The sequence below is a fragment of the Rhodanobacter sp. ANJX3 genome (genome assembly GCF_014200755.1).
Taxonomy (GTDB): Bacteria; Pseudomonadota; Gammaproteobacteria; order Xanthomonadales; family Rhodanobacteraceae; genus Rhodanobacter.
Genome location: NZ_JACHCM010000003.1, coordinates 461,822 through 481,453 on the forward strand (window position 1 = coordinate 461,822; position 19,632 = coordinate 481,453).

The 19,632-nt window shown below is 64.6% G+C and carries 12 protein-coding genes; 7 read left to right on the forward strand and 5 right to left on the reverse strand.

Annotated features, from left to right (window positions below):
* Positions 1-171 precede the first annotated feature (171 nt).
* From HDE76_RS10645 to HDE76_RS10670, 6 genes are all read left to right on the forward strand, one after another.
* On the forward strand, positions 172-1,950 hold the full coding sequence (locus HDE76_RS10645; protein ID WP_179477678.1) for an autotransporter assembly complex family protein: 1,779 nt from the start codon (positions 172-174) through the stop codon (positions 1,948-1,950).
* Positions 1,947-5,771, forward strand: a complete 3,825-nt coding sequence (locus HDE76_RS10650; protein ID WP_179477679.1) for a translocation/assembly module TamB domain-containing protein — start codon at positions 1,947-1,949, stop codon at positions 5,769-5,771. Before HDE76_RS10645 ends, HDE76_RS10650 begins: the two co-directional genes overlap by 4 nt.
* 197 nt (positions 5,772-5,968) lie before the next feature.
* The gene (locus HDE76_RS20585) at positions 5,969-7,696 is read left to right on the forward strand and encodes a DUF3300 domain-containing protein (protein WP_221262383.1); all 1,728 of its coding nucleotides are present in this window, start codon (positions 5,969-5,971) and stop codon (positions 7,694-7,696) included.
* Positions 7,697-7,904: 208 nt separating this feature from the next.
* On the forward strand, positions 7,905-9,965 hold the full coding sequence (locus HDE76_RS10660) for a M13 family metallopeptidase (RefSeq protein ID WP_184507261.1): 2,061 nt from the start codon (positions 7,905-7,907) through the stop codon (positions 9,963-9,965).
* 81 nt (positions 9,966-10,046) lie between these two features.
* Positions 10,047-10,367 (forward strand): hypothetical protein, encoded by a 321-nt coding sequence (locus tag HDE76_RS10665; RefSeq protein WP_184507264.1) that lies wholly within the window; start codon positions 10,047-10,049, stop codon positions 10,365-10,367.
* Positions 10,368-10,467: 100 nt separating this feature from the next.
* On the forward strand, positions 10,468-10,986 hold the full coding sequence (locus HDE76_RS10670; RefSeq protein WP_184507268.1) for a DUF4019 domain-containing protein: 519 nt from the start codon (positions 10,468-10,470) through the stop codon (positions 10,984-10,986).
* A gap of 17 nt (positions 10,987-11,003) precedes the next feature.
* Here HDE76_RS10670 and murD read toward each other — a convergent pair whose 3' ends face one another.
* From murD to HDE76_RS10695, 5 genes are all read right to left on the reverse strand, one after another.
* Positions 11,004-12,362 (reverse strand): UDP-N-acetylmuramoyl-L-alanine--D-glutamate ligase, encoded by a 1,359-nt coding sequence (murD, locus tag HDE76_RS10675; RefSeq protein WP_184507748.1) that lies wholly within the window; start codon positions 12,360-12,362, stop codon positions 11,004-11,006.
* The gene (gene murL / locus HDE76_RS10680) at positions 12,362-13,705 is read right to left on the reverse strand and encodes a UDP-N-acetyl-alpha-D-muramoyl-L-alanyl-L-glutamate epimerase (protein ID WP_184507272.1); all 1,344 of its coding nucleotides are present in this window, start codon (positions 13,703-13,705) and stop codon (positions 12,362-12,364) included. The genes murD and murL overlap by 1 nt, the downstream gene beginning before the upstream one ends.
* Entirely contained in the window at positions 13,702-14,061 is a 360-nt protein-coding gene (locus HDE76_RS10685; RefSeq protein ID WP_184507275.1) for an endonuclease domain-containing protein, read from the reverse strand. The genes murL and HDE76_RS10685 overlap by 4 nt, the downstream gene beginning before the upstream one ends.
* A 147-nt stretch (positions 14,062-14,208) precedes the next feature.
* Positions 14,209-16,833 carry a bifunctional aspartate kinase/diaminopimelate decarboxylase gene (locus tag HDE76_RS10690; RefSeq protein ID WP_343205689.1) on the reverse strand — a complete coding sequence of 875 codons (2,625 nt, stop codon included), beginning with the start codon at positions 16,831-16,833 and terminating at the stop codon, positions 14,209-14,211.
* A 139-nt stretch (positions 16,834-16,972) separates the two neighbouring features.
* Positions 16,973-18,487 carry a fumarate hydratase gene (locus HDE76_RS10695; RefSeq protein WP_184507278.1) on the reverse strand — a complete coding sequence of 505 codons (1,515 nt, stop codon included), beginning with the start codon at positions 18,485-18,487 and terminating at the stop codon, positions 16,973-16,975.
* Between the two features lie 204 nt (positions 18,488-18,691).
* Between HDE76_RS10695 and HDE76_RS10700 the strand changes: the two genes are divergently transcribed.
* Complete coding sequence (locus HDE76_RS10700) at positions 18,692-19,573, forward strand: PhzF family phenazine biosynthesis protein (protein ID WP_184507281.1); 882 nt, start codon at positions 18,692-18,694, stop codon at positions 19,571-19,573.
* Positions 19,574-19,632: the final 59 nt, after the last annotated feature.

The following is a 19,632-nucleotide window of genomic DNA, read 5'->3' on the forward strand; positions in this document are numbered from 1 at the left end:
TCGATGGGTAGCACCCGCTGCGGTACCTAGCCCAGCAGCGGGGAAACGGCCTGAACTCATCGGTCCTGCACTGATGAGTTCTGTATCGCTGGGTTACCTTCATACAACGCGGACATTTGTGTAAGTAAGTTCGACGTTTGTATCGAAGCTATTGAGGACGAAACCCCACGCATGCGCCGATTTTCACGACGCTCGCCGCTTCTGCTGATCGTTGCTCTGCTGCTGTCGACGCCGCTGGCGCACGCCGCCGTCCAGCTGACGGTGGACGGCGTGGACGACACGCTCAAAGGCGCGGTGACGTCCGGCGTGGAGCTTTCCCAGTACGCCGCGCGCGACATCAGTGCCGCGCAGGTGCGCAGGCTCTACGAAAACGCGCCTGCCCAGGTGAAAGCGGCGCTGGCGCCCTACGGCTATTACGACGCAACCACCACCGGCGACATCCAGCAGCAGGGCAAGGACTGGAAAGTGGCCCTACACGTCACGCCCGGCGAGCCGGTGAAAATCACGGCCGTCAATCTCAGCATGGACAAACAGGCATCGGACATCGCGCCGATCCGCCGATCCATGCGCGCGCTGGAACGCCAGAAAGGCCAGCCGCTGAACGACGGCGCCTACGACGATCTGCGCGATCGCATCAGCGGTTCGTTGACCGCCAACGGATTTCTCGATGCGAAGCTGGTCACGCATCGGGTCGAGGTGAATCGCGCCGAGCACAGCGCCGTGATCAACCTGTCTTGGCAGGCCGGCCAGCGCTATCGCTACGGTCAGGTGCATTTCGACAATTCGCAGTTCCGCGAGGACTTTCTCGATCGCTACGTGCCGTTCAAGCCCGGCGACTATTTCTCGCAGGACCAGCTGCTGCAGCTGCAGCAGGCGCTGAACGGCGCCGACTATTTTTCGGTCGTCAACGTGCTGCCCGATGTGGATACCGCGAAAAACGGCGTCGTCGATATTACCGTGCAGCTGGCGCCGGCCAAGCGCACGATTTATACCGGCGGTCCGTTCATCGGCACCGATACCGGCCTGGGTGTGCGCGGCGGCATCGAGCGGCGCTGGGTCAACGACCGCGGGCACAAGTGGAAAAACGAGGTCGTACTGGCACAGCGCCTGAAAACGGTTTCCACGCTTTACTCCATTCCCCTGCCTGGGCAGAACCAGCGCAGCCTGAACTATGGCGCCACCTATCGCGATTCCGATACCGATACCTCGCAATCGCGCACGCTGGAGCTGGTCGCCAACGAAACCGAGCTATGGCGCGGCTGGACGCGCACGATCGGCCTGCATGCGCTGTCCGGCACCTTCACTGTCGGCAAGATCGGCGACGAGCCTGACAACACACCGGGCCTCGAACATGGACGCAGCACCGAGGTGTTTGGTCAGGCTTCGCTGTCGCGCAAGAAGGCCGACAACCCCAACTTCGTCCACCACGGCTGGTCGCTCAGCCTCACCGCCAGCAGCACCGCCGGCACTCTGCTGTCCGATGCGCGCTTCAGCCAGCTGATGGCCAACGCGAAGTGGATCGATGCCTTCGGTGCCGACGATCGCAACCGGCTGATTCTGCGCGGCACCGCCGGCGTCACCTGGACGAACGACTTCACTGCCCTACCGCCGCAGCTGCGCTTTTTCGCCGGCGGCGACCAGTCGATCCGCGGTTACGGCTATCAACAGGTCGGCCCGCTCAACAGCTACGGCCGCGTGATCGGCGGTGAAAACCTGCTCGTCGCGAGCACCGAAGTGGAGCATTACTTCAACCGCACCTGGGGTATGGCCGCATTCGTCGACGCAGGCAACGCTTTCACCGGCACTTCTTTCAGCCCCGTCATCGGCGCCGGGCTCGGCGTGCGGTATCTGTCGCCGGTCGGCATGATACGCGTCGATATCGGCACCCCCATCCACAACTCTCGCCAGAGCGGTCTCGAACTGCATCTGGTGATCGGGCCGGATCTATGAGCGACCTCGGCAGCGTGAATCCACCCGCAGCTCCCACCGCGGCACCGCGCCGCCGCCGGCTGCGCTGGATCGGCGTCACCGTGCTGACGCTGTTGCTGCTGACCGTTGCCGGCAGCGCGTGGCTGCTCGGTACGTCATCGGGCTTGCGCTTCGCGCTCGCGCGCGCGCAATCGCTGACGCACGGCGCACTGCAAGTGCAGTCGGCCGCAGGGCGCCTGCTCGGCCCGCTAGATCTCTCCGGCGTGCGCTATCGCGACGGCAGCGGACTCGAGGCGCAGGTCGCCAAGGCGCACCTCGAACTGCGCGCATGGCCGCTGCTGCGCAAACAGCTGCAGGTGATCGATCTCGACGTCGAGGGCGTCGACGTGACTCTTGCACCGAGCTCGCCGAGCACGGAAAAAGGCGATTCGAGCTTTTCGCTGAAACCGCCGCTCGACCTGCTGCTCGATCGCGTGCATGTCGGCACGGTGAACATCACCCAGGGCGGCCAACCGTTGTTCGCCTCGAACACCCTCGATCTGGCCGGCAGCTGGACCGCTAATGGCATCGAGCTGCGCCAGCTCGACCTACGATCGCCGGACGGCCATGCCGCGCTCGGCGGCAAGCTGGCGGTCGGTAAAAACTATCGGGGTGACGGCAGCGCGAGCTTCGCCTGGAAGGTCGGCGGCAACGATTACGCCGGCAGCCTCGCCGCGCACAGCGACGGCGATCGCGCGCACGTGGACGTCAAACTGGCGCAGCCGATGGTCGCGCAGCTGCAGCTCGATCTTCGGCAAAGCGGCGATTTCGTTTGGACGGCCAAACTCGACGCACCGGGTTTCGATCCGAAGCCGTTGATCGGCCCCAGCTCGCTCACGGCATTGGCCGTTTCGCTGCAGGGGCACGGCGACCGCTACAGCGGCAACCTCGACGGCACGCTGGACCTCAACGACTACAAGTTGCTGCTGCAGCCGCTCAGCGTGCAGTTCAGCCATGACTTCAAGACGCTGACCCTGCGTCAGCTCAATGTCGGCTCGCCGCAGATCAAGGGTAGCGTCGCCGCCAGCGGCACGGTACAGCTCGATGCGCAGCCGATCAGCGCCGACCTGACCGTTCAATGGAACGATCTGCAGCTGCCGACCGAGTTGGTCGGCCAACCGCTGGTCAGCCACGGCACACTGAAAGCCAAAGGCAGCGCCAACCGCTACCACGCCGAAGGCGATGTCGCGATCGGCCCGCCGGGCAAGCTGGCCGCGCTCGCGCTGAATCTCGACGGCACGCCGCAGCAGATCGCGCTGCACACGCTGGCGCTGAAGCAGGCGCGTGGCGGCATGCAGGTCAGCGGCACGCTGACCCTGCAACCGGCGCTGGCCTGGCAGGTCGACGCTACCGCCGATCAGCTCGATCCCGGCCAGCTGCTGGCCGGCTGGAACGGGGCGCTGAACTTCGACATCGCCAGCCACGGTACGCTTCCGCAGAACCGCCCCGACGTGACGCTGGAAATCCGCAAGCTCGGTGGCACGCTGCGCCAGCGCGCGATCAAGGGCGACGGCAGCCTGCATCTTTCACCCGACCAAATCGTCGACGGCCAGCTCAACCTGGCCTCGGGCGGCAGTACCGTGCGCATCGACGCAAAAAGGTCGGACAACGGCGCCACCGCCGCCAACGACATCGCGCTGAATCTCGCTGTGACATCGCTGGGCGACTGGCTGCCCAATGCCGGCGGCCGCTTGAACGGCGGGTTCCACGTGCGCGGCCGGCAGCCGAAGCTCAGCATCGACGGTCAGCTGCAGGGACAGTCCATCGCGTATCAGCAGCAGCGCGTCGCCGGACTGCAGCTGGACGCCAACGTGCCGGACATCAGCCATCCCGGCGGCAAGTTCAACCTGCAGCTGCATGGCGTCAACGCCGGCGGCCTGCTGTTTTCGCAGATAGGCCTGCTGGCCAGTGGCACCGCGGCACAGCACCGTTTGAATCTCGATGCGCGCGGTACGCAGCTTTCGGCAACGCTGGCACTGAGCGGCTCGTTGAAGGGCTCGGACTGGCGAGGCACGCTGTCCGAGCTCACCGTGCTCCCGCAGGGGTTGCCCGGTCTGCGCCTGCAGCAACCCTCGCAACTGGCTTACGTCGCAGGCGCGATGAGCATGTCGGACACCTGCCTCAGCGCCGGCGATCCGCTGCTTTGCGTGCAGGCCACGCAGGACAAGGCCGGCAACCTCGACGCCAGCTATCGCCTGCGCCAGCTGCCGCTGGCCCTGCTGATGAACGCCGCGGGCGAAGCCAATCTACCGATGCGTGCGGACGGCATGCTCGAAGGCAACGGCAGCATCCGCCGCAACGCCGCCGGTGCGTTCAGCGGCAACGCGTCGATCACCTCGGCGCATGGCAGTGTCACCTATACCGATCACGCGGAAGCGCCGCTGATCACCTACGACCGGTTGACTCTTGCTGCGACGCTGTCGCCCGATAGCCAGCACGTCGAACTGCATAGCGGCCTGGACAGCGGCGGACGTCTGGATGGCCAAATCACCGTCAGCGGCGCGCAGCAGGCGCTGGCGGGACAGCTGGACCTGCACCTCAACAAACTGGGCTTTGTCGAGCTGCTGACCAGCGACGTGGCCAACGTCAAGGGTGCCTTAGTCGGCAGCTTTCGTATCGGCGGCACGCTCAAGCAACCCTCGTTGCTGGGCAACGCCTCGCTCAGCAACTTCGCCGCCGAAGTGCCTGTGGCCGGGCTCAAGCTGACCCAAGGCAAGCTCGTGGTCAGCGCGCTCGACAGCCAGCACTTCCGCTTGGACGGCACGGTGCAATCCGGCAAAGGCTCGTTGGCGATCGGCGGCAGCGTCGGCTTGGGCGCCACGGCACAGACCCTGGTGACCTTGAAAGGCAGCCGGTTCACCGCCGCCGATATCCCGGCCGCCAAAGTGGTGATCTCGCCCGACATGACGATCAAACAGGACAGCAAGGGCATCGCCATCGGCGGCGGAGTGACGCTGGACAGCGCGGACATCAATCTCGAAAAGCTGCCCGGCGCCGGCGCGACCAAGGCATCGCCGGACATCGTGCTGGTCGATCAGAAGCCGCAGGATCGGGAGCAGGCGGCCACCGCGCTGCCGATCAGCGCGCAGGTGAAGGTCGATCTTGGCGACAAGACGCATCTGGTCGGCAAGGGACTCGACGGCAAATTGAGCGGCCAGCTCACCGTCAGCGACACGCCCGGTCGCGCAACGACCGGCCGCGGCCAGATCGCCGTCGACGGCACCTACAAGGCCTACGGTCAGAACCTGCAGATCGAGAACGGCCAGCTGCTCTTCGCCACCACGCCGATCGACAACCCGGGCCTCAACATTCGCGCCGTGCGCAAAATCAATCCGAACAACACCATCGACGACGGCCAGGTCGTCGGCCTGCTCATCGCCGGTACGGCGCAGCGGCCGAACATCACCGTCTTTTCCAATCCGGTGATGCAACAGTCCGACGCGCTGTCCTACCTGATTACCGGCAAGCCGCTGTCGGACGTCAAGGGTGGCGAAGGCAGCGCGGTGAGTTCGGCGGCGCAGGCGCTGGGTTCGGCCGGCGGCAACATGCTCGCCAAGAGCATCGGCACACGACTGGGCGTGGACGACATCGGCGTTACCAGCAGCGATGCGCTGAACGGCAACTCGGCGTTCACCGTGGGCAAGTATTTGTCGCCGCGGCTTTATCTGAGTTACGGCGTCGGCCTGTTCGACCCCGGCCAGGTGATTACCCTGCGCTATCGGCTGACCCAGCGCTGGAACTTCGAGGCGCAAAACGCTACGGACTTCAATCGCGCCAGCCTGAACTATCGCTACGAGCGGTAACGGTCGCGACAGCAACCGTTCAAATCACGCCCTGATAATCCACCCCACCGCACACTTGGGCGTCTGAAATGGCGGCGTGCTCGCGCAATGTTTCGACTTCTCACGGGTCGTTAGGTTCGACGGAACGTCCCTGAAAGAAACCGCATGGCAGGATTTTCGCCCTTAACCCTTACCTGAGAGGTTGTCCCGTGACCCGCATGCCGCTTGCACGAAACGCGATGTACACCCTGCTCTGCGCAGGCTTCGTAGCGATAGCAGGCTGCAATCAGCCCGCATCGCCGTCGCAGCCGCCGGCAAGTTCCGCATCTGCGCCAGCACCGGCGCAAACCAGCGCGGGCGCACAGCAAGCCGCCTATACGCCGCCGAGCGCTGACCAGCTCTATCAGATGGTGGCACCCATCGCACTGTTCCCGGACAAGCTGGTGGCTCAGGTGCTTGCGGGCTCGACCTATCCGGATCAAATTACGGCCGCCGACAGCGTGGTCGATCAGAACCCCAACCTCAAGGGCGAACCCCTGCAAACCGCGATCGCCCAGCAACCGTGGGATCCGAGCGTCAAGGGCCTGACCGTTTTCCCCAGCGTGCTCGATCAGATGGCCAAGAATATCGACTGGACCACTTCGCTCGGCGAAGCCTATGTCAACGACCCGACCGATGTAATGAATGCCATTCAGGTGATGCGGCAGCGCGCTGCCTCGCACGGCAGCCTTAAAACCTCTTCGCAATTGACCGTGCAAACCCAAACGGTGACGCCGGTCGATTACGCCAGCAACGGCGGTCAGCCGGTGTATTCGGTAGTGCCAGCGCCGAGCCAGGTGATCGAAATCCAGCCGACCGATCCCGATACGGTTTACGTGCCGCAGTACAACCCGCAGGTCGTTTACGGCGAAGAAGTACCCTACTACCCCGGTTACACCTATGTGCAGCCGCGCGGCTACAGCGGCGGCGATCTGATCGTGGCCGGCGCCATCGGTTTCGGTGCCGCCGTCCTGGTCGGCTCGCTGTTCGGCCACCACCATGACGGTGGCTATGGCTGGAACAACTGGGGCATGAACTGGGGCGGCCACGGTGGCGGCGGTTATGGTGGCGGCTACGGCGGCGGCGGGCGCCCGGCGGTGGTCTATAACAACAATACCTATGTGTCGCGTTCCACCACGGTGGTCAATCACAACATCACCAACAACTACAACAATCGCACGGTCAACAACATCAATAACAACCGCAATGTTGGCAATACGATCGTCAACAACCGTCCCGGTGCCGGCCCGGTGGGCGCGCTAGCCAATGGACGTCCAAACGGATTTGCCCAGCATGGCGCGACCGCGCCAAACTTCGGCGTGAATGCTGCTGCTCAGCGCGGCATCGCGGGCAATCCGGGCGTGGCGCGGCTGAACGCGAGCGGTGCCGTCGGTACCCACGGCCCGATGAGCATGCCGCACTTCAATGGTGTGCCGCGTCCGGGTGTGACCACGGCGCAAAGCGAGCGCAACGCTGCACACGCCACGCCGAACGGTTTTGCGCACGCCAACGCCGCCAACATCGCGCACAGTGAGCCGAACGCACAAGCCAACCGCGAAGCGATCAACCATCGGGTCGGCAATGCTGCCCAGCGCCCGGTCGAGCCGACACGCAGCGCCGGCTTCGCGCCGCAGCAGCGCCCGAATACCGCGATGCAACAGCACGCAGCGGCACGTCCCGCCGAAGCGCAGCGTTTCAACCAGACGCAGCGCGTGAATCAGCCGGAGCAGCATCAGGCGGCCGCGCCGCGCCCGTCAGAGCATCCGATGGCGCAGCCGCGCCCGAGCATGGAGCAACCGCGGCAGGTCGCGCATCAGCAAGCGGCACCTCGTCCGCAGCAGCAGCATGGCGGCGGCCATCCCGCTCCGCATCCGGCCGAGCGGCACAAGGACGACAAGCACCGTTGACTGCACTGATCGAGCGAACGGTCCACCGTTCGCTCGATAGCCGACGCGGCTGGCGCAGGCCGATACCCCCTGCGCCAGCAACCAAGGCAAGCTCCATGGCTCACAAACTGCATGGCCCATCGGGCATGCACACAGATAGGTCATGCACACAGAGGGCATCGGGCGCGGTTTATCGTGGGGCGCTTTTTTCCTGAAGGTGTAGCCAGCCATGTCGACCCAACGATGGATTCTTGCCGCGGCCATTCTCTGCAGCCTCGGCGTTGCGACCACCGAGGCCGCGGACGCGCCGCGCGGCCCGTCGGGCATCGACCTGGCCGGCATCGATCACAGCATCAAACCCGGTGATGACTTCGACGGCTACGCCAACGAAAACTGGCGCAAGACCGCGGTGATTCCCGCCGATCGTTCCAGCACCGGCGTATTTCTGCAGGTGTTCGAGAAAGCCGAAAAGCGCAACGCCGAACTGATCAAGACCATCGCAGCCAGCAAGGCGCCGGCTGGCACCAATCAGCGCAAGATCGCCGACTACTACGCCGCCTTCATGGATATGGCCAGTATCGAGAAACGTGGCCTCGCGCCGCTGCAGCCGCAGCTCAAGGCGATTGCCGCCATCGACAGCAAAGAGGCGCTGGCGGCCGAACTCGGCAGCGAACTGCGCGCCGACGTGGACCCGATCAACGCGACCCATTTCAGCACCGAGCATCTGTTCGGCCTGTTCGTGACGCAGGGGCTGGAAGACCCCTCGCGCAGCGTGCCGTACCTGCTGCAGGGTGGGCTGGGCATGCCGAACCGCGACTACTACCTCGATACCGACAAGGACATGGCGGGCTTTCGCGCCAAGTATCAGGCTTATATCGCCACGCAATTGAAAAACGCCGGCATCGCCGATGCGGACGACAAGGCCAAGGCCGTCTTCGATCTGGAAACCAAGATCGCCAAGGCGCAGGAAAGCCTGGTCGACAGCGAGGACGTGCACAAGGCCAACAATCCCTGGTCGCTGGCCGACTTTGCCGGCAAGGCGCCCGGCCTGGACTGGGCCGCCTATTTCAAGGCTGCGGGGCTGGATAGCCAGAAGCAGATCGTTGCTTGGCAGCCGGCAGCCATCACCGCTGAATCGGCGTTGGTAGGCAACGAGCCGCTGGAAACCTGGAAGGCTTTCCTCACTTTCCACACCATCAACCATGTCGCCAACCTGCTGCCCAAGGCCTATGCCGACGCCAGCTTCGAGTTCTATGGCCACACGCTGCAGGGCACACCGACGCAGAGCGAGCGCTGGAAGCTCGCGCTTGGCGCGGTGAATCGGGATCTCGGCGATGCGGTCGGCCAGCTCTACGTCAAGCAGTACTTTCCCGCCTCGTCCAAGGCCGAAGTGCAGCGGATGGTCAGCAATATTCTGGCCGCGTTCGACAGCCGCGTGGACCAGCTGACCTGGATGACGCCGGCGACCAAGGCCAAGGCCAAGGCCAAGATCGCCACCACCCATGTCGGCGTGGGCTATCCGGAAACTTGGCGCAATTACGCCGATCTCACCATCAAGGCCGACGACCCGGTCGGCAACCGTTTGCGCGCCGAGGTGCACGAATACCAGCACCAGAAGGCAAAACTCGGCGCGCTGGTCGATTGCAACGAATGGTGGATGACGCCGCAGACGGTCAACGCGGTAAACCTGCCGCTGCAGAACGCGCTGAACTTCCCGGCGGCAATTCTCGAGGCGCCGTTCTTCGACCCAAAAGCCGACCCTGCTGCCAACTACGGCTCAATCGGCGCGGTGATCGGTCACGAGATCAGCCACAGCTTCGACAATACCGGCGCCGAGTTCGACGCCAGCGGCAAGCTGGCCAATTGGTGGACGCCGGCCGACCAGGCGCACTTCAAGGCCGCCACGCAGAAGCTGGTGACACAGTACAACGCCTACGAGGCGCTGCCCGGCCTGCACATCAACGGCCAGCAGACGTTGGGCGAGAACATCGCCGATGTCTCCGGCCTTACCGTGGCCTATCTGGCCTATCACAAGTCGCTCAGCGGCAAGCCCGCGCGGGTGATCGACGGACTCACCGGCGACCAGCGTTTCTTCCTCGCCTTCGCGCAGTCGTGGCGCGAAAAGACCCGCGACGCGGCGATGCGCGCGCAGGTGATTTCCGATGGCCACGCGCCTGGCAATTTCCGCGCGCAGACCGTGCGCAATCTCGACGCCTGGTACGACGCGTTTTCGCCACAGCCGGGCGAGAAGCTTTACCTTGCGCCGGACGATCGCGTGCGCATCTGGTAAGACGTCGTGAGCGGCCGTGCCTAGTCGCCACGAAGTACGGTTGCCCGCCAACGTAAACACACCATCCGTCGAGGACTTGCCATGGGACGCTTCGTCATCGTTGCTTACACGCCCAAACCCGGCAAGGAGGAGCAACTGCTTGCCGCCGTGAAAAAGCATCTGGATGTACTGGCGGCGGAAGATCTGATCACGGATCGTCCGGGCTACGTTATGCGCGCGGTCGACGGATCGATCGTCGAGGTATTCGAATGGCGGTCGGCGGCGGCCATCGCGCAGGCGCATACGAATGCGGCAGTCGGCGCGCTATGGGCCGAGTTCGGCGCGGCGTGCGATTACACGCCGCTGGCTCGGTTGAAGGAATCACAGCAGATGTTTGCCGAATTCGATGCCATAGCGCTTTGATCTTCGACCGTGCTGCGGCGTGGCACGCCCGGCAAGCCGGGCCGTGATAACGTCTTAGCGAAAACGCCGAATCGACATGCTTCCCGAGGGAGATCGTCCGATGTCCGCCAGATTGTTTTTCGCCGCCCTGCTGATGCTCTCGATGGCCGCAGCGCGTGCGCAAACACCGTCACCGAATTCTTCCAAACCCTCTGCGCCTGTCGCGCTCACCCCGCAGCAGAAATCGCTGCAGGCGGTGGTCGACAAGGTCGGGCCCCAGCTGATCAAGGTGGCCACGGAAGTCGCCGAGCTGGTCGACCAGAACAAGGCCGGCGATGTCTGGGACCACGCCTCCGACATCGCAAAAGCCATCGTGACCCGAGACATTTTCATCAGCCAGGTAAGCGCGGCGCGTGCTTCGATGGGTGCTGTGACATCGCGCAAGCTCGATACCGTCACCAGCTCCGTTTACAGCGGCCAGGGCACGTCCGGAGGCGGCCCTATCGTCCCCGCCGGTACTTATATCAACGTCGTCTTTGCCACGCAGTTCGCCAATAGCCCGAAGACCGTTCACGAGCTGGTGTCGTTTCATCTCGATCCCGACCAGCACTGGCGCGTGACGGGCTACACCCTGCGCTGAGTCATTGGGATGAAGATTTATGCGATGCCCAGCCCGTCGATGCCGGCAATGTGCGCGGCGTCAAAACCGGCCAGCTCGGTGAAATGGCGGCCGCGCTCGGCGTAATCCTTGAACTGATCGAAGCTAGGCGCGCCGGGAGAAAGCAGGATCACGCCACGAGCGCGGGCGTGTGCCTTCGCCTCAACAATCGCAGCGCGCAAATCGTCGACTCGCAGCACAGGGCAAGGCACCGCCGCTTCGTTCAACAGCGCCTCGATGCGTGAGCCGTTGCCGCCCATGCAGACGATGGCATGCGGCGGCGATTGGGCCACGGCGGCGGCGAAGTCGGTCCAGTCCAGGCCGCGATCGTAGCCGCCGACCAGTACGGTCACCGGTCGGCCTCGCACGCTTTCCAGCGCCGCCAGCGTAGCCTGCGGCGTGGTGCAGATGGAATCGTTGACCCACTGCAACCCGTCGCGCTCGCCGAGCGGCTGCAGACGATGCGGCAGCGGGCGAAAGCTCGCCAGTGAAGGCGCGGCGGCGAGCGCATCCATGCCGATGTCCGCCAGCGCGGCCAAGGCAGCGCAGGCGTTCAACGCGTTGTGCAGGCCGGGGGCGGCGAGTTGGTCGATGGGAAACACCTCGCCGGTACCGCGACGAATAAAGCCTTCCGCGACATGCCAGCCGGATGATTGCCCGAACAGCAGGCGATGCGGATGGTCCTGCGTGCGCTCCATCAGGATCGGCTGCAGCGCATTGACCAGCAGCTGGCGTGATGCCGTCGCCAGCCGCAGTTTGTCGGTGACGTACTGCTCGCGCGAGCCGTGCCAGTCCAGATGCTCTTCGTAAAGGCTGGTGATGACGCCGAGCTCCAGCGCACCGGCTTCGCCGGTCTGAAAGCTGGACAGCTCGATCACCCACAGTTCGGCCGTCTGTCCGCGCAATTCGAGCAGCGGCAAACCGATATTGCCGGCAAGCGCCGTGCGCACGCCGAGCGATCGCGCAAGGTGCGCCATCATCGCACTGGTGGTGCTCTTGCCCTTGGTGCCGGTGACGGCGATCACCCGCGCCGCAGGATTCTCCGCGAACCACAGCGCGGTGCCCGAAGTGAACTGCGTGCCCTGCGCTTTCGCCGCGAGAATGGCTGGCTTGTAGGCCGAGATGCCGGGCGATTTGATGACCACGTCATAGCCGGCCAAATCGGACGCGTCCGGTTCCTTGGCGTGCACGACCAACGCGCTGTCGAAACGGCGCGCGGCGTCGATTTCTGACTCGGTGCAATACAGCGTCAGCGGTAGCTCGGGCAGCTGCTCGCGTACGGCAGCTATCGTCGCCCTGCCCTCGCGACCGAAACCCCAGACCGCGACGCGCCGATCGGCCAGCTCGGCAATGCGCATCAGCCGATGATCGCCAGCGCCGGCTGCAGGCGCGCCGGCACGCGATGCTCCGCATCCGGCTGCAGCCACGGCTCCAGCGCCAGCAGCGCCGGATCGAGCTGCGGCAGGATTTCGCTGTGGAAGCGCGCGACCAGCGCATCCTCCTGCCACTCCGGTCGCTGGCTCAGGGCGAACATGGCGGCACGCGCTTCGGCACCCTCACCGACGCATTCGAACGGCTTATGGTCCTGGTACTCCATCAGCGCATCGAAACCGGCGGACTGCGCTTCGTCGTCGAGCAGATTGCGCCCGAAGATGCCGAGCAGACGCGGCTTGGACAGGAATGGCGCCAGCGCCAAAAACACGAAATGGCATTTCGGGCAATGCCCGCACCAGCGGTCGGCCGGCTTCGGGCCGAGCAATTTGAAATTGCGGTTGCAGCTGGAAAACGTGTCGAAGTAAGGCGTGAGTTTGGCGAAGGCGCGGGTAATCGCCAGCTCCGAATACGGGCGTAGTAGCGAGCAGTAATCCAGATCGGCCGCCACGTGCGTACGCAGCCAGTTTCCCAGCAGCTGCTCGAACGCGTAGCCCTTGCTCCACTGGTGGTTCACCTGCAGGCCGTCGTATTCCAGCGTGGCGACCGAGGCCGAACGCTCGTTGGCGAAGGCAATCGAATCATAGCCGTACAGAACGGCCGCTACCGCGAGGATCGCCGAGTTCACCGCCGTCACCGGAATATGGCCGTTCCACGCGCCGAGCCGGTTCAACTCGAACAGCCCGGGCGCCAGCTCGCGCTGGATGTTGAGCATCGGTAAACCGGTGCGCTCGGCGCAGGCGGCGATCAAGGGCGAATTGCCGACCCACACAGCAGTCGCATCGCCGCCGACAGCCTTGATCGCCTCGACCGCCACCAGCGAATCCTTGCCGCCGCCGATCGGCACCAGGGTGCGCTTCGGCAGAGCCAACGATGTCGCGGCAGATGGGGCGGAACCACCTCGCGGAAAGGCGATACGCCCGCGCAAATCCAGGCCGTTGCGATAGGCGAACTCGGCCAGCCCATGCAGATACAGCGCATCGAGCACATCGGCCGTCGCGTCATCCAAGGGGCCAGCCGCCACTTCAATCGTTGGCGGAACCCCGGCCTTGTAGTAGCTGACGCCGGCGATCAAATGCAGCAGCTGCAGCGCACGCGCGAAGGCTTCGGCACGATTGGGCGGCAACGCAGGCGCCTCGGGAAAATAGATTTTCTCGATCAGCTCGGCGCCATCGTCGAACGCATAGACCAGCTCGACCACGCCATTGGTATAGGCGTGACGAACAAAACGAAACACCTGGGTCAGGCGCGGTTGGATGGTCGTTGTCACGCTTCAATCTCCGCAGCACCCTGCACCCTCTCCCCGTCGGGGAGAGGGCTGGGGTGAGGGGCCGGGCTGGCCAAAGTATTCAAAATCACCTCAAGCACGCTTTCGGTATTCGTCAGCACATCATTGTTCCAGAAACGCAGAAGGTTGTAGCCCATGATCTTCAGTTGCCGTGTTCGATGTGCGTCATACGCCATCTGCTCGAGATGCTGCCCGCCGTCCAGCTCGACAATCAGCTTTGCCTCCGTGCATACGAAATCGACGATGTAACAGCCGATTTCATGTTGTCGGCGGAATTTGAATCCATGCAGCTGTCGATTGCGGAGATAGCGCCACAACTTCTGCTCCGCATCCGTCATTCCTGCGCGCAGCTAGCGCGCTCGATCTACATTGCGGCGTTTCATCCCTGAAGCGCTCCGTTTGCCAGTTGATATATCTCGCGAGGTTGGCACCTCGCCTCAGTCCTCTCCCCAACGGGGAGAGGAGGTCATTGCCTGAATTTCCCGCTATTCGATAATGATTTCTTCTGCCGGACCGCGCAGATTGTACGGTGAAGACATCACCTGGCCGTAGGCGCCGGTGGTGGCGATCAGCACGACATCGCCCTCGTGGCTCTCCGGCAGGCGGCGATCGCTGCCCAGCACGTCGCCGGATTCGCAGATCGGGCCGACCACCTGATACATCGCTGTAGCCGGTTCGTTGAAGCGCGTGAGGTTGACGATCTCGTGCCAGGCGTCGTACAGCGCCGGCCGGATCAGGTTGTGCATACCGGCATCCACGCCGAGATAGCGCCAGCTGCCCTTGCCCTTGAGCTGGGTAACCTTGGCCAGCAGCACGCCAGCCTCGGCGACAAGGAAGCGGCCGGGTTCCATCCACAGCTGATAGCGCGGATACAGACGCTTGACCTCGGCCAGCGCCTCGCCCACGGCGTCCAGATCCAGCGGCTGCTCGCCGGGATGCGAGGGCACGCCAAGGCCGCCGCCGATATTGAGAAACTCCACGCTGGGAATGCGCTCGGCCAAGCTGGCTAGCTGCGCGTAAACCTCGGCCCAATGACCCGGCTCGAGCACGCCCGAACCCAGATGCGCGTGCAGCCCGACGATGCGCGCGTGGCGCGCGTTGGCCAGATGCACGAAGGCGTCCAGCTGATCCAGCGGCAGGCCGAACTTGCTGGTGCTGCCGCCGGTGCGCACCTTGTCGTGGTGACCGGAGCCACGGCCCAAGTCGATGCGCAGGCTGATGTCGTGGCCGTCGAAGGTCTCGACCCAGTGCTCCATCGGATGCAGCGAGTCGAGCGTCACCATCACACCGGCCTCGAGCGCGTCGCGATAGTCGCTGCGCGGGGCGAAGTTGGGGGTGAACAATCGCGGCGTCGCGGCCGGCACGGTGTCGGCGACGCGCGCCAGTTCGCCGGGCGATACGCACTCCAACCCCAGCCCTTCGTCGGCCAGCGCGCGCAGGATCGCCGGATGCGAGTTAGCCTTGATCGCATAGAACAAGCGATCCACCGGCAGCTTGGCCTTCAGCGCGCGGGCGCGCTCGCGGATGGTGCCCAGGTGGTACACATAGCGCGGACTGCGTTGCTCGGCGAGCTGCATCAGCTTCTTGCGTTCGTTGAGCCACCAGGCTTCATCGTGCGGGGCCGTTTCGGCACCGTAGATGCCTTCCCAGGTCGGCCCGAACAGATCGGCATCGTCGGTGCGCATGGCGCCGGCCCGCACCAGTTGCTCGTGCAGCTGCGGCAGCATGCCGTCGACGACGTTCTCGTCCACCACAAAGGTCAGGTTGAGGTTGTTCGACGACTGCGAAATCATGTGTACGCGGTGCTGGCCGAATTCGGCCATCACCGGGTTGAGCCGGTGCAGCATCGAGCGCATGCCGCGCCCGACCATGGTCACTGCGGCGCAGGGCGCGATCACCTTGACCCGGCAGACTTTCGCCAGATCGGTGGCCAGTGCGGCCAGGACGTCGGAGTCGAGCAGGTTTTCGGTGGGGTCCAGCGATACGGTGACGTTGGTTTCGGCCGAGCCGATCAGATCCACCGACAGGCCGTGCTGCTTGAACTGGTTGAACACGTCGGCCAGAAAGCCGACCTGCTGCCACATGCCGACGGACTCCATCGATACCAGCGTGATGCCCTTGCGTGTGCTGATCGCCTTGATGCTCGGCGCTTCCTCGCGCAGCTCCGGGCCGATGCGCGTACCGGCCAGCTCCGGCCGGTTGGTGTCCTTGATCAGCAGCGGCACGCGCGGCAGCCGCAGCGGCGACAGGCAGCGCGGATGCAGCACCTTGGCACCGGTGGTAGCGATTTCCTGCGCTTCCTCGTAGTCGAGCCGGCGCAGCAGGCGCGCGCCGGGCACCTGTCGTGGATTCGCGGTAAACATGCCGGCCACATCGGTCCATATTTCGACCCGCAGCGCCTTCAGCAGCGCGCCGAAATACGAGGCCGAGGTATCCGAGCCGCCGCGACCGAGCAGCACCGTGCGGCCGCCCTTGTTCGACGCGTCGTCCGGATCGACGCCTTCGCGCGCGATGAAACCCTGGGTGATGAACACATCACCGCGCGCCTCCAAATGCGCCGACAGCACCGGATCGGGCTGCGAATCGACGATAGCCGACAGCAGCCGCGTGCGCTCGTTCTGGTTCGGCAGCGTGACCGCCTCCAGGCATTCGCGCGCGTCCAACCATTCGGTGCTCAGCCCATTGGCGCTGAGAAAGGCGGCACCCAGCGCGCTGGACATCAGTTCGCCATGCGCCTGCACCTGCGCCTGCCAGGCCAGGTCGCCGGCGCCATGCGCCGCCAGCCCTGCCAGGTCGTGCAGCCGCGCCGCCAGCGTCTCGGGCAGAGCGAGTTGCATATGCCCCAGCAGCTCATGATGCCGCTGCGCGATCGCCTGCGCGGACAGCAGGCGAAGGTCCGCGGCGGTCTGCGCGCACATCTGTTTCAGCGCATCGGTGATACCGGTCAATGCGGATACCACTACCAGCACGCGCGCACCCTCGGCGCGGCGGCTGGCGACCAGCTCGAGAATGTTCTGCCAGCGCGGCAGCGTCGCCACGCTGGTACCGCCGAACTTCATCACGATCCACGGGGCGCCCGCAGGCAGAGGTGCTGAATTGGTCTGGGTCACGGTCGTCGATTGTCGGCGATGGGAAAGGTCATCTCACCAGTGTTGCGCTGCACAGGAAAAATGGCAATGACTTCGAGACATTGCGCGTTTAGACGTTTAGACATCCATAGATACCTGACGCGAAAAGGCAGACAGATAGTTACGCCACGACCACCGGAATGCGGCCGATCTTCGCCTGCCATTCTTTGGGCCCGGTCTGATGCACCGATGTGCCGAGCGAATCGACCGCCACCGTCACCGGCATGTCCTGCACGGTGAACTCGTAGATCGCCTCCATACCCAGATCGGCGAAGCCGACCACGCGCGATGCCTTGATCGCCTTGGCCACCAGATACGCGGCACCGCCCACGGCCATCAGATACACCGAGCGATGCTTTTTGATCGCCTCGATCGCCGCCGGACCGCGCTCTGCCTTGCCGACCATGCCGAGCAGACCGGTTTGCGCCAACACCTGCTCGGTGAATTTGTCCATGCGCGTAGCTGTAGTCGGGCCGGCCGGGCCGACCACTTCGTCGCGCACCGGATCGACCGGGCCCACGTAGTAGATGAAGCGCCCCTTGAAGTCGACCGGCAGAGGCTCGCCCTTGTTCAACATCTCGACCATCCGCTTGTGTGCGGCATCGCGGCCGGTGAGCAGCTTGCCGTTGAGCAGCAGCACTTCGCCCGGCTTGAAGCTGGCCACGTCTTCCGGCGTCACCGTATCGAGGTCGACCCGGCGTGCGTTGGTCGGGTTGTAGGTGAGCTTGGGCCAGTCTTCCAGCGACGGCGGATCGAGCGCGACCGGACCGGAGCCGTCGAGCACGAAATGCGCATGCCGGGTGGCTGCGCAGTTGGGGATCAGCGCCACCGGCAGGTTGGCCGCATGGGTCGGGTAATCCTTGACCTTGATGTCGAGCACGGTGGTCAGGCCACCGAGACCTTGCGCGCCGATACCCAGCGCGTTGACCTTGTCGTACAGCTCGATGCGCAGCTCTTCAGCGCGATTGCTCGGGCCGCGGGCGATCAGCTCCTGGATGTCGATCGGGTCCATCAGCGACTCCTTCGCCATCAGCATCGCCTTCTCGGCGGTGCCGCCGATGCCGATGCCGAGCATGCCCGGCGGGCACCAGCCGGCGCCCATGGTCGGCACGGTCTTGAGCACCCAGTCGACGATCGAGTCGGAGGGATTGAGCATGGCGAATTTCGACTTCGCCTCGGAGCCACCGCCCTTGGCCGCGACGATGACATCAAGCTTGTCGCCCGGCACGATACTGACGTTGATCACCGCCGGCGTGTTGTCCTTCGTGTTGGTGCGCTTGCCGGCCGGGTCGGCCAGAATGCTGGCGCGCAGCGTGTTGTCCGGATCGTTATAGGCGCGGCGCACGCCTTCGTTGATCATGTCGTCCAGCGACATCGTCGCGTCCCACTGCACGTTCATGCCGACCTTGACGAATACCGTGACGATGCCGGTGTCCTGGCACAGCGGCCGATGCCCTTCCGCGGCCATGCGCGAGTTGATTAGGATCTGCGCCATCGCATCCTTGGCGGCCGGGCTCTCCTCGTGCTCATAAGCGGCGGCGAGTCCCTTGATGTAGTCGACCGGGTGGTAATAGCTGATGTACTGCAACGCATCGGCAACGGACTGGATCAGATCGGCTTGCTTGATGATGGTCATGAGGCGACTTTTGAAAATGGGCCGTGCAGGTCGGCGTGAAGGGGAAAAGTGCCGTGCATGGCCTTGATCGGCCGCGCACCACCCGCCTATTGTGCCGCAAGCGGCCCGCAGGCATCTGACTGGACGATGGCGCGCGGGGGGCGCTTGCCAGCGCAGGCGCGCCAGTGCGATGGTTCCAGGCCCTTCCCAGCGCAAGCGATCGCCATGACCCGTCGTTTCAAGTACGTCCAGCTCGACGTCTTCGCCAGCCGGCTGTTCGACGGCAATCCGCTGGCCGTGGTGATCGATGCCGACGGCCTGGATACCGACGCCATGCAGCGCATCGCGCGCTGGACCAACCTCTCCGAAACCGCATTCCTGCTGAGGCCGACCCAGCCACAGGCGGATTACCGCGTGCGCATTTTCACCACCCGGCAGGAGCTGCCGTTCGCCGGTCATCCCAGCGTCGGCAGCGCCTATGTCGCGATCGAGGCCGGCAAGGTGACCGCGGGCAAGCGCTCGCTCGTGCAGGAATGTGCCGCGGGGTTGCTGCCGGTGCAGGTCGATGGCGAAGGCGATTCGCGCGTCATCCACGTACAGGCACCACCGGCGACGATCGAACGCTGCGATGACGCCTTCGCTGGCGAAATAGCCGGGGCCCTGCATACACCGCTGAATACGGCACGCATGCGCAAGGTCGACAACGGCCCTGTCTGGTTCGTCTGCGATCTCGACGAAGCGAGCGTCGTGAGGGCGCTCCATCCGGACTTCCTCGCCATCGCGTCGATCTGCGAAGCCGCGTCTGCGATTGGCGTCTGCGTATTCGGACGCGAGCGCGACGGCACCGCTTCCATCGCCGTGCGCGCCTTTTGTCCGGCCGACGGCATGCCCGAAGACCCTGTCACCGGCAGCGCCAACGCAGCGATCGCCGCCTACCTGCGGGAAACAGACGAACTCAAAACCTATGGCCCTCGCTATCTTGCAAGCCAGGGCCGCGAAGTGGGCCGCAACGGCATCGTCGAAGTCAGCGTCGATGCCGCCACATCGGCCATCACCATCGGCGGTGCGTGCGCCATCGGCGTGCGCGGCGAGCTGCGGCTGCATTAACTCGCCCAGCAGCAGTCCTCCCGGGAAAAACAACGGCCGCTTTCGCGGCCGTTGTTTTT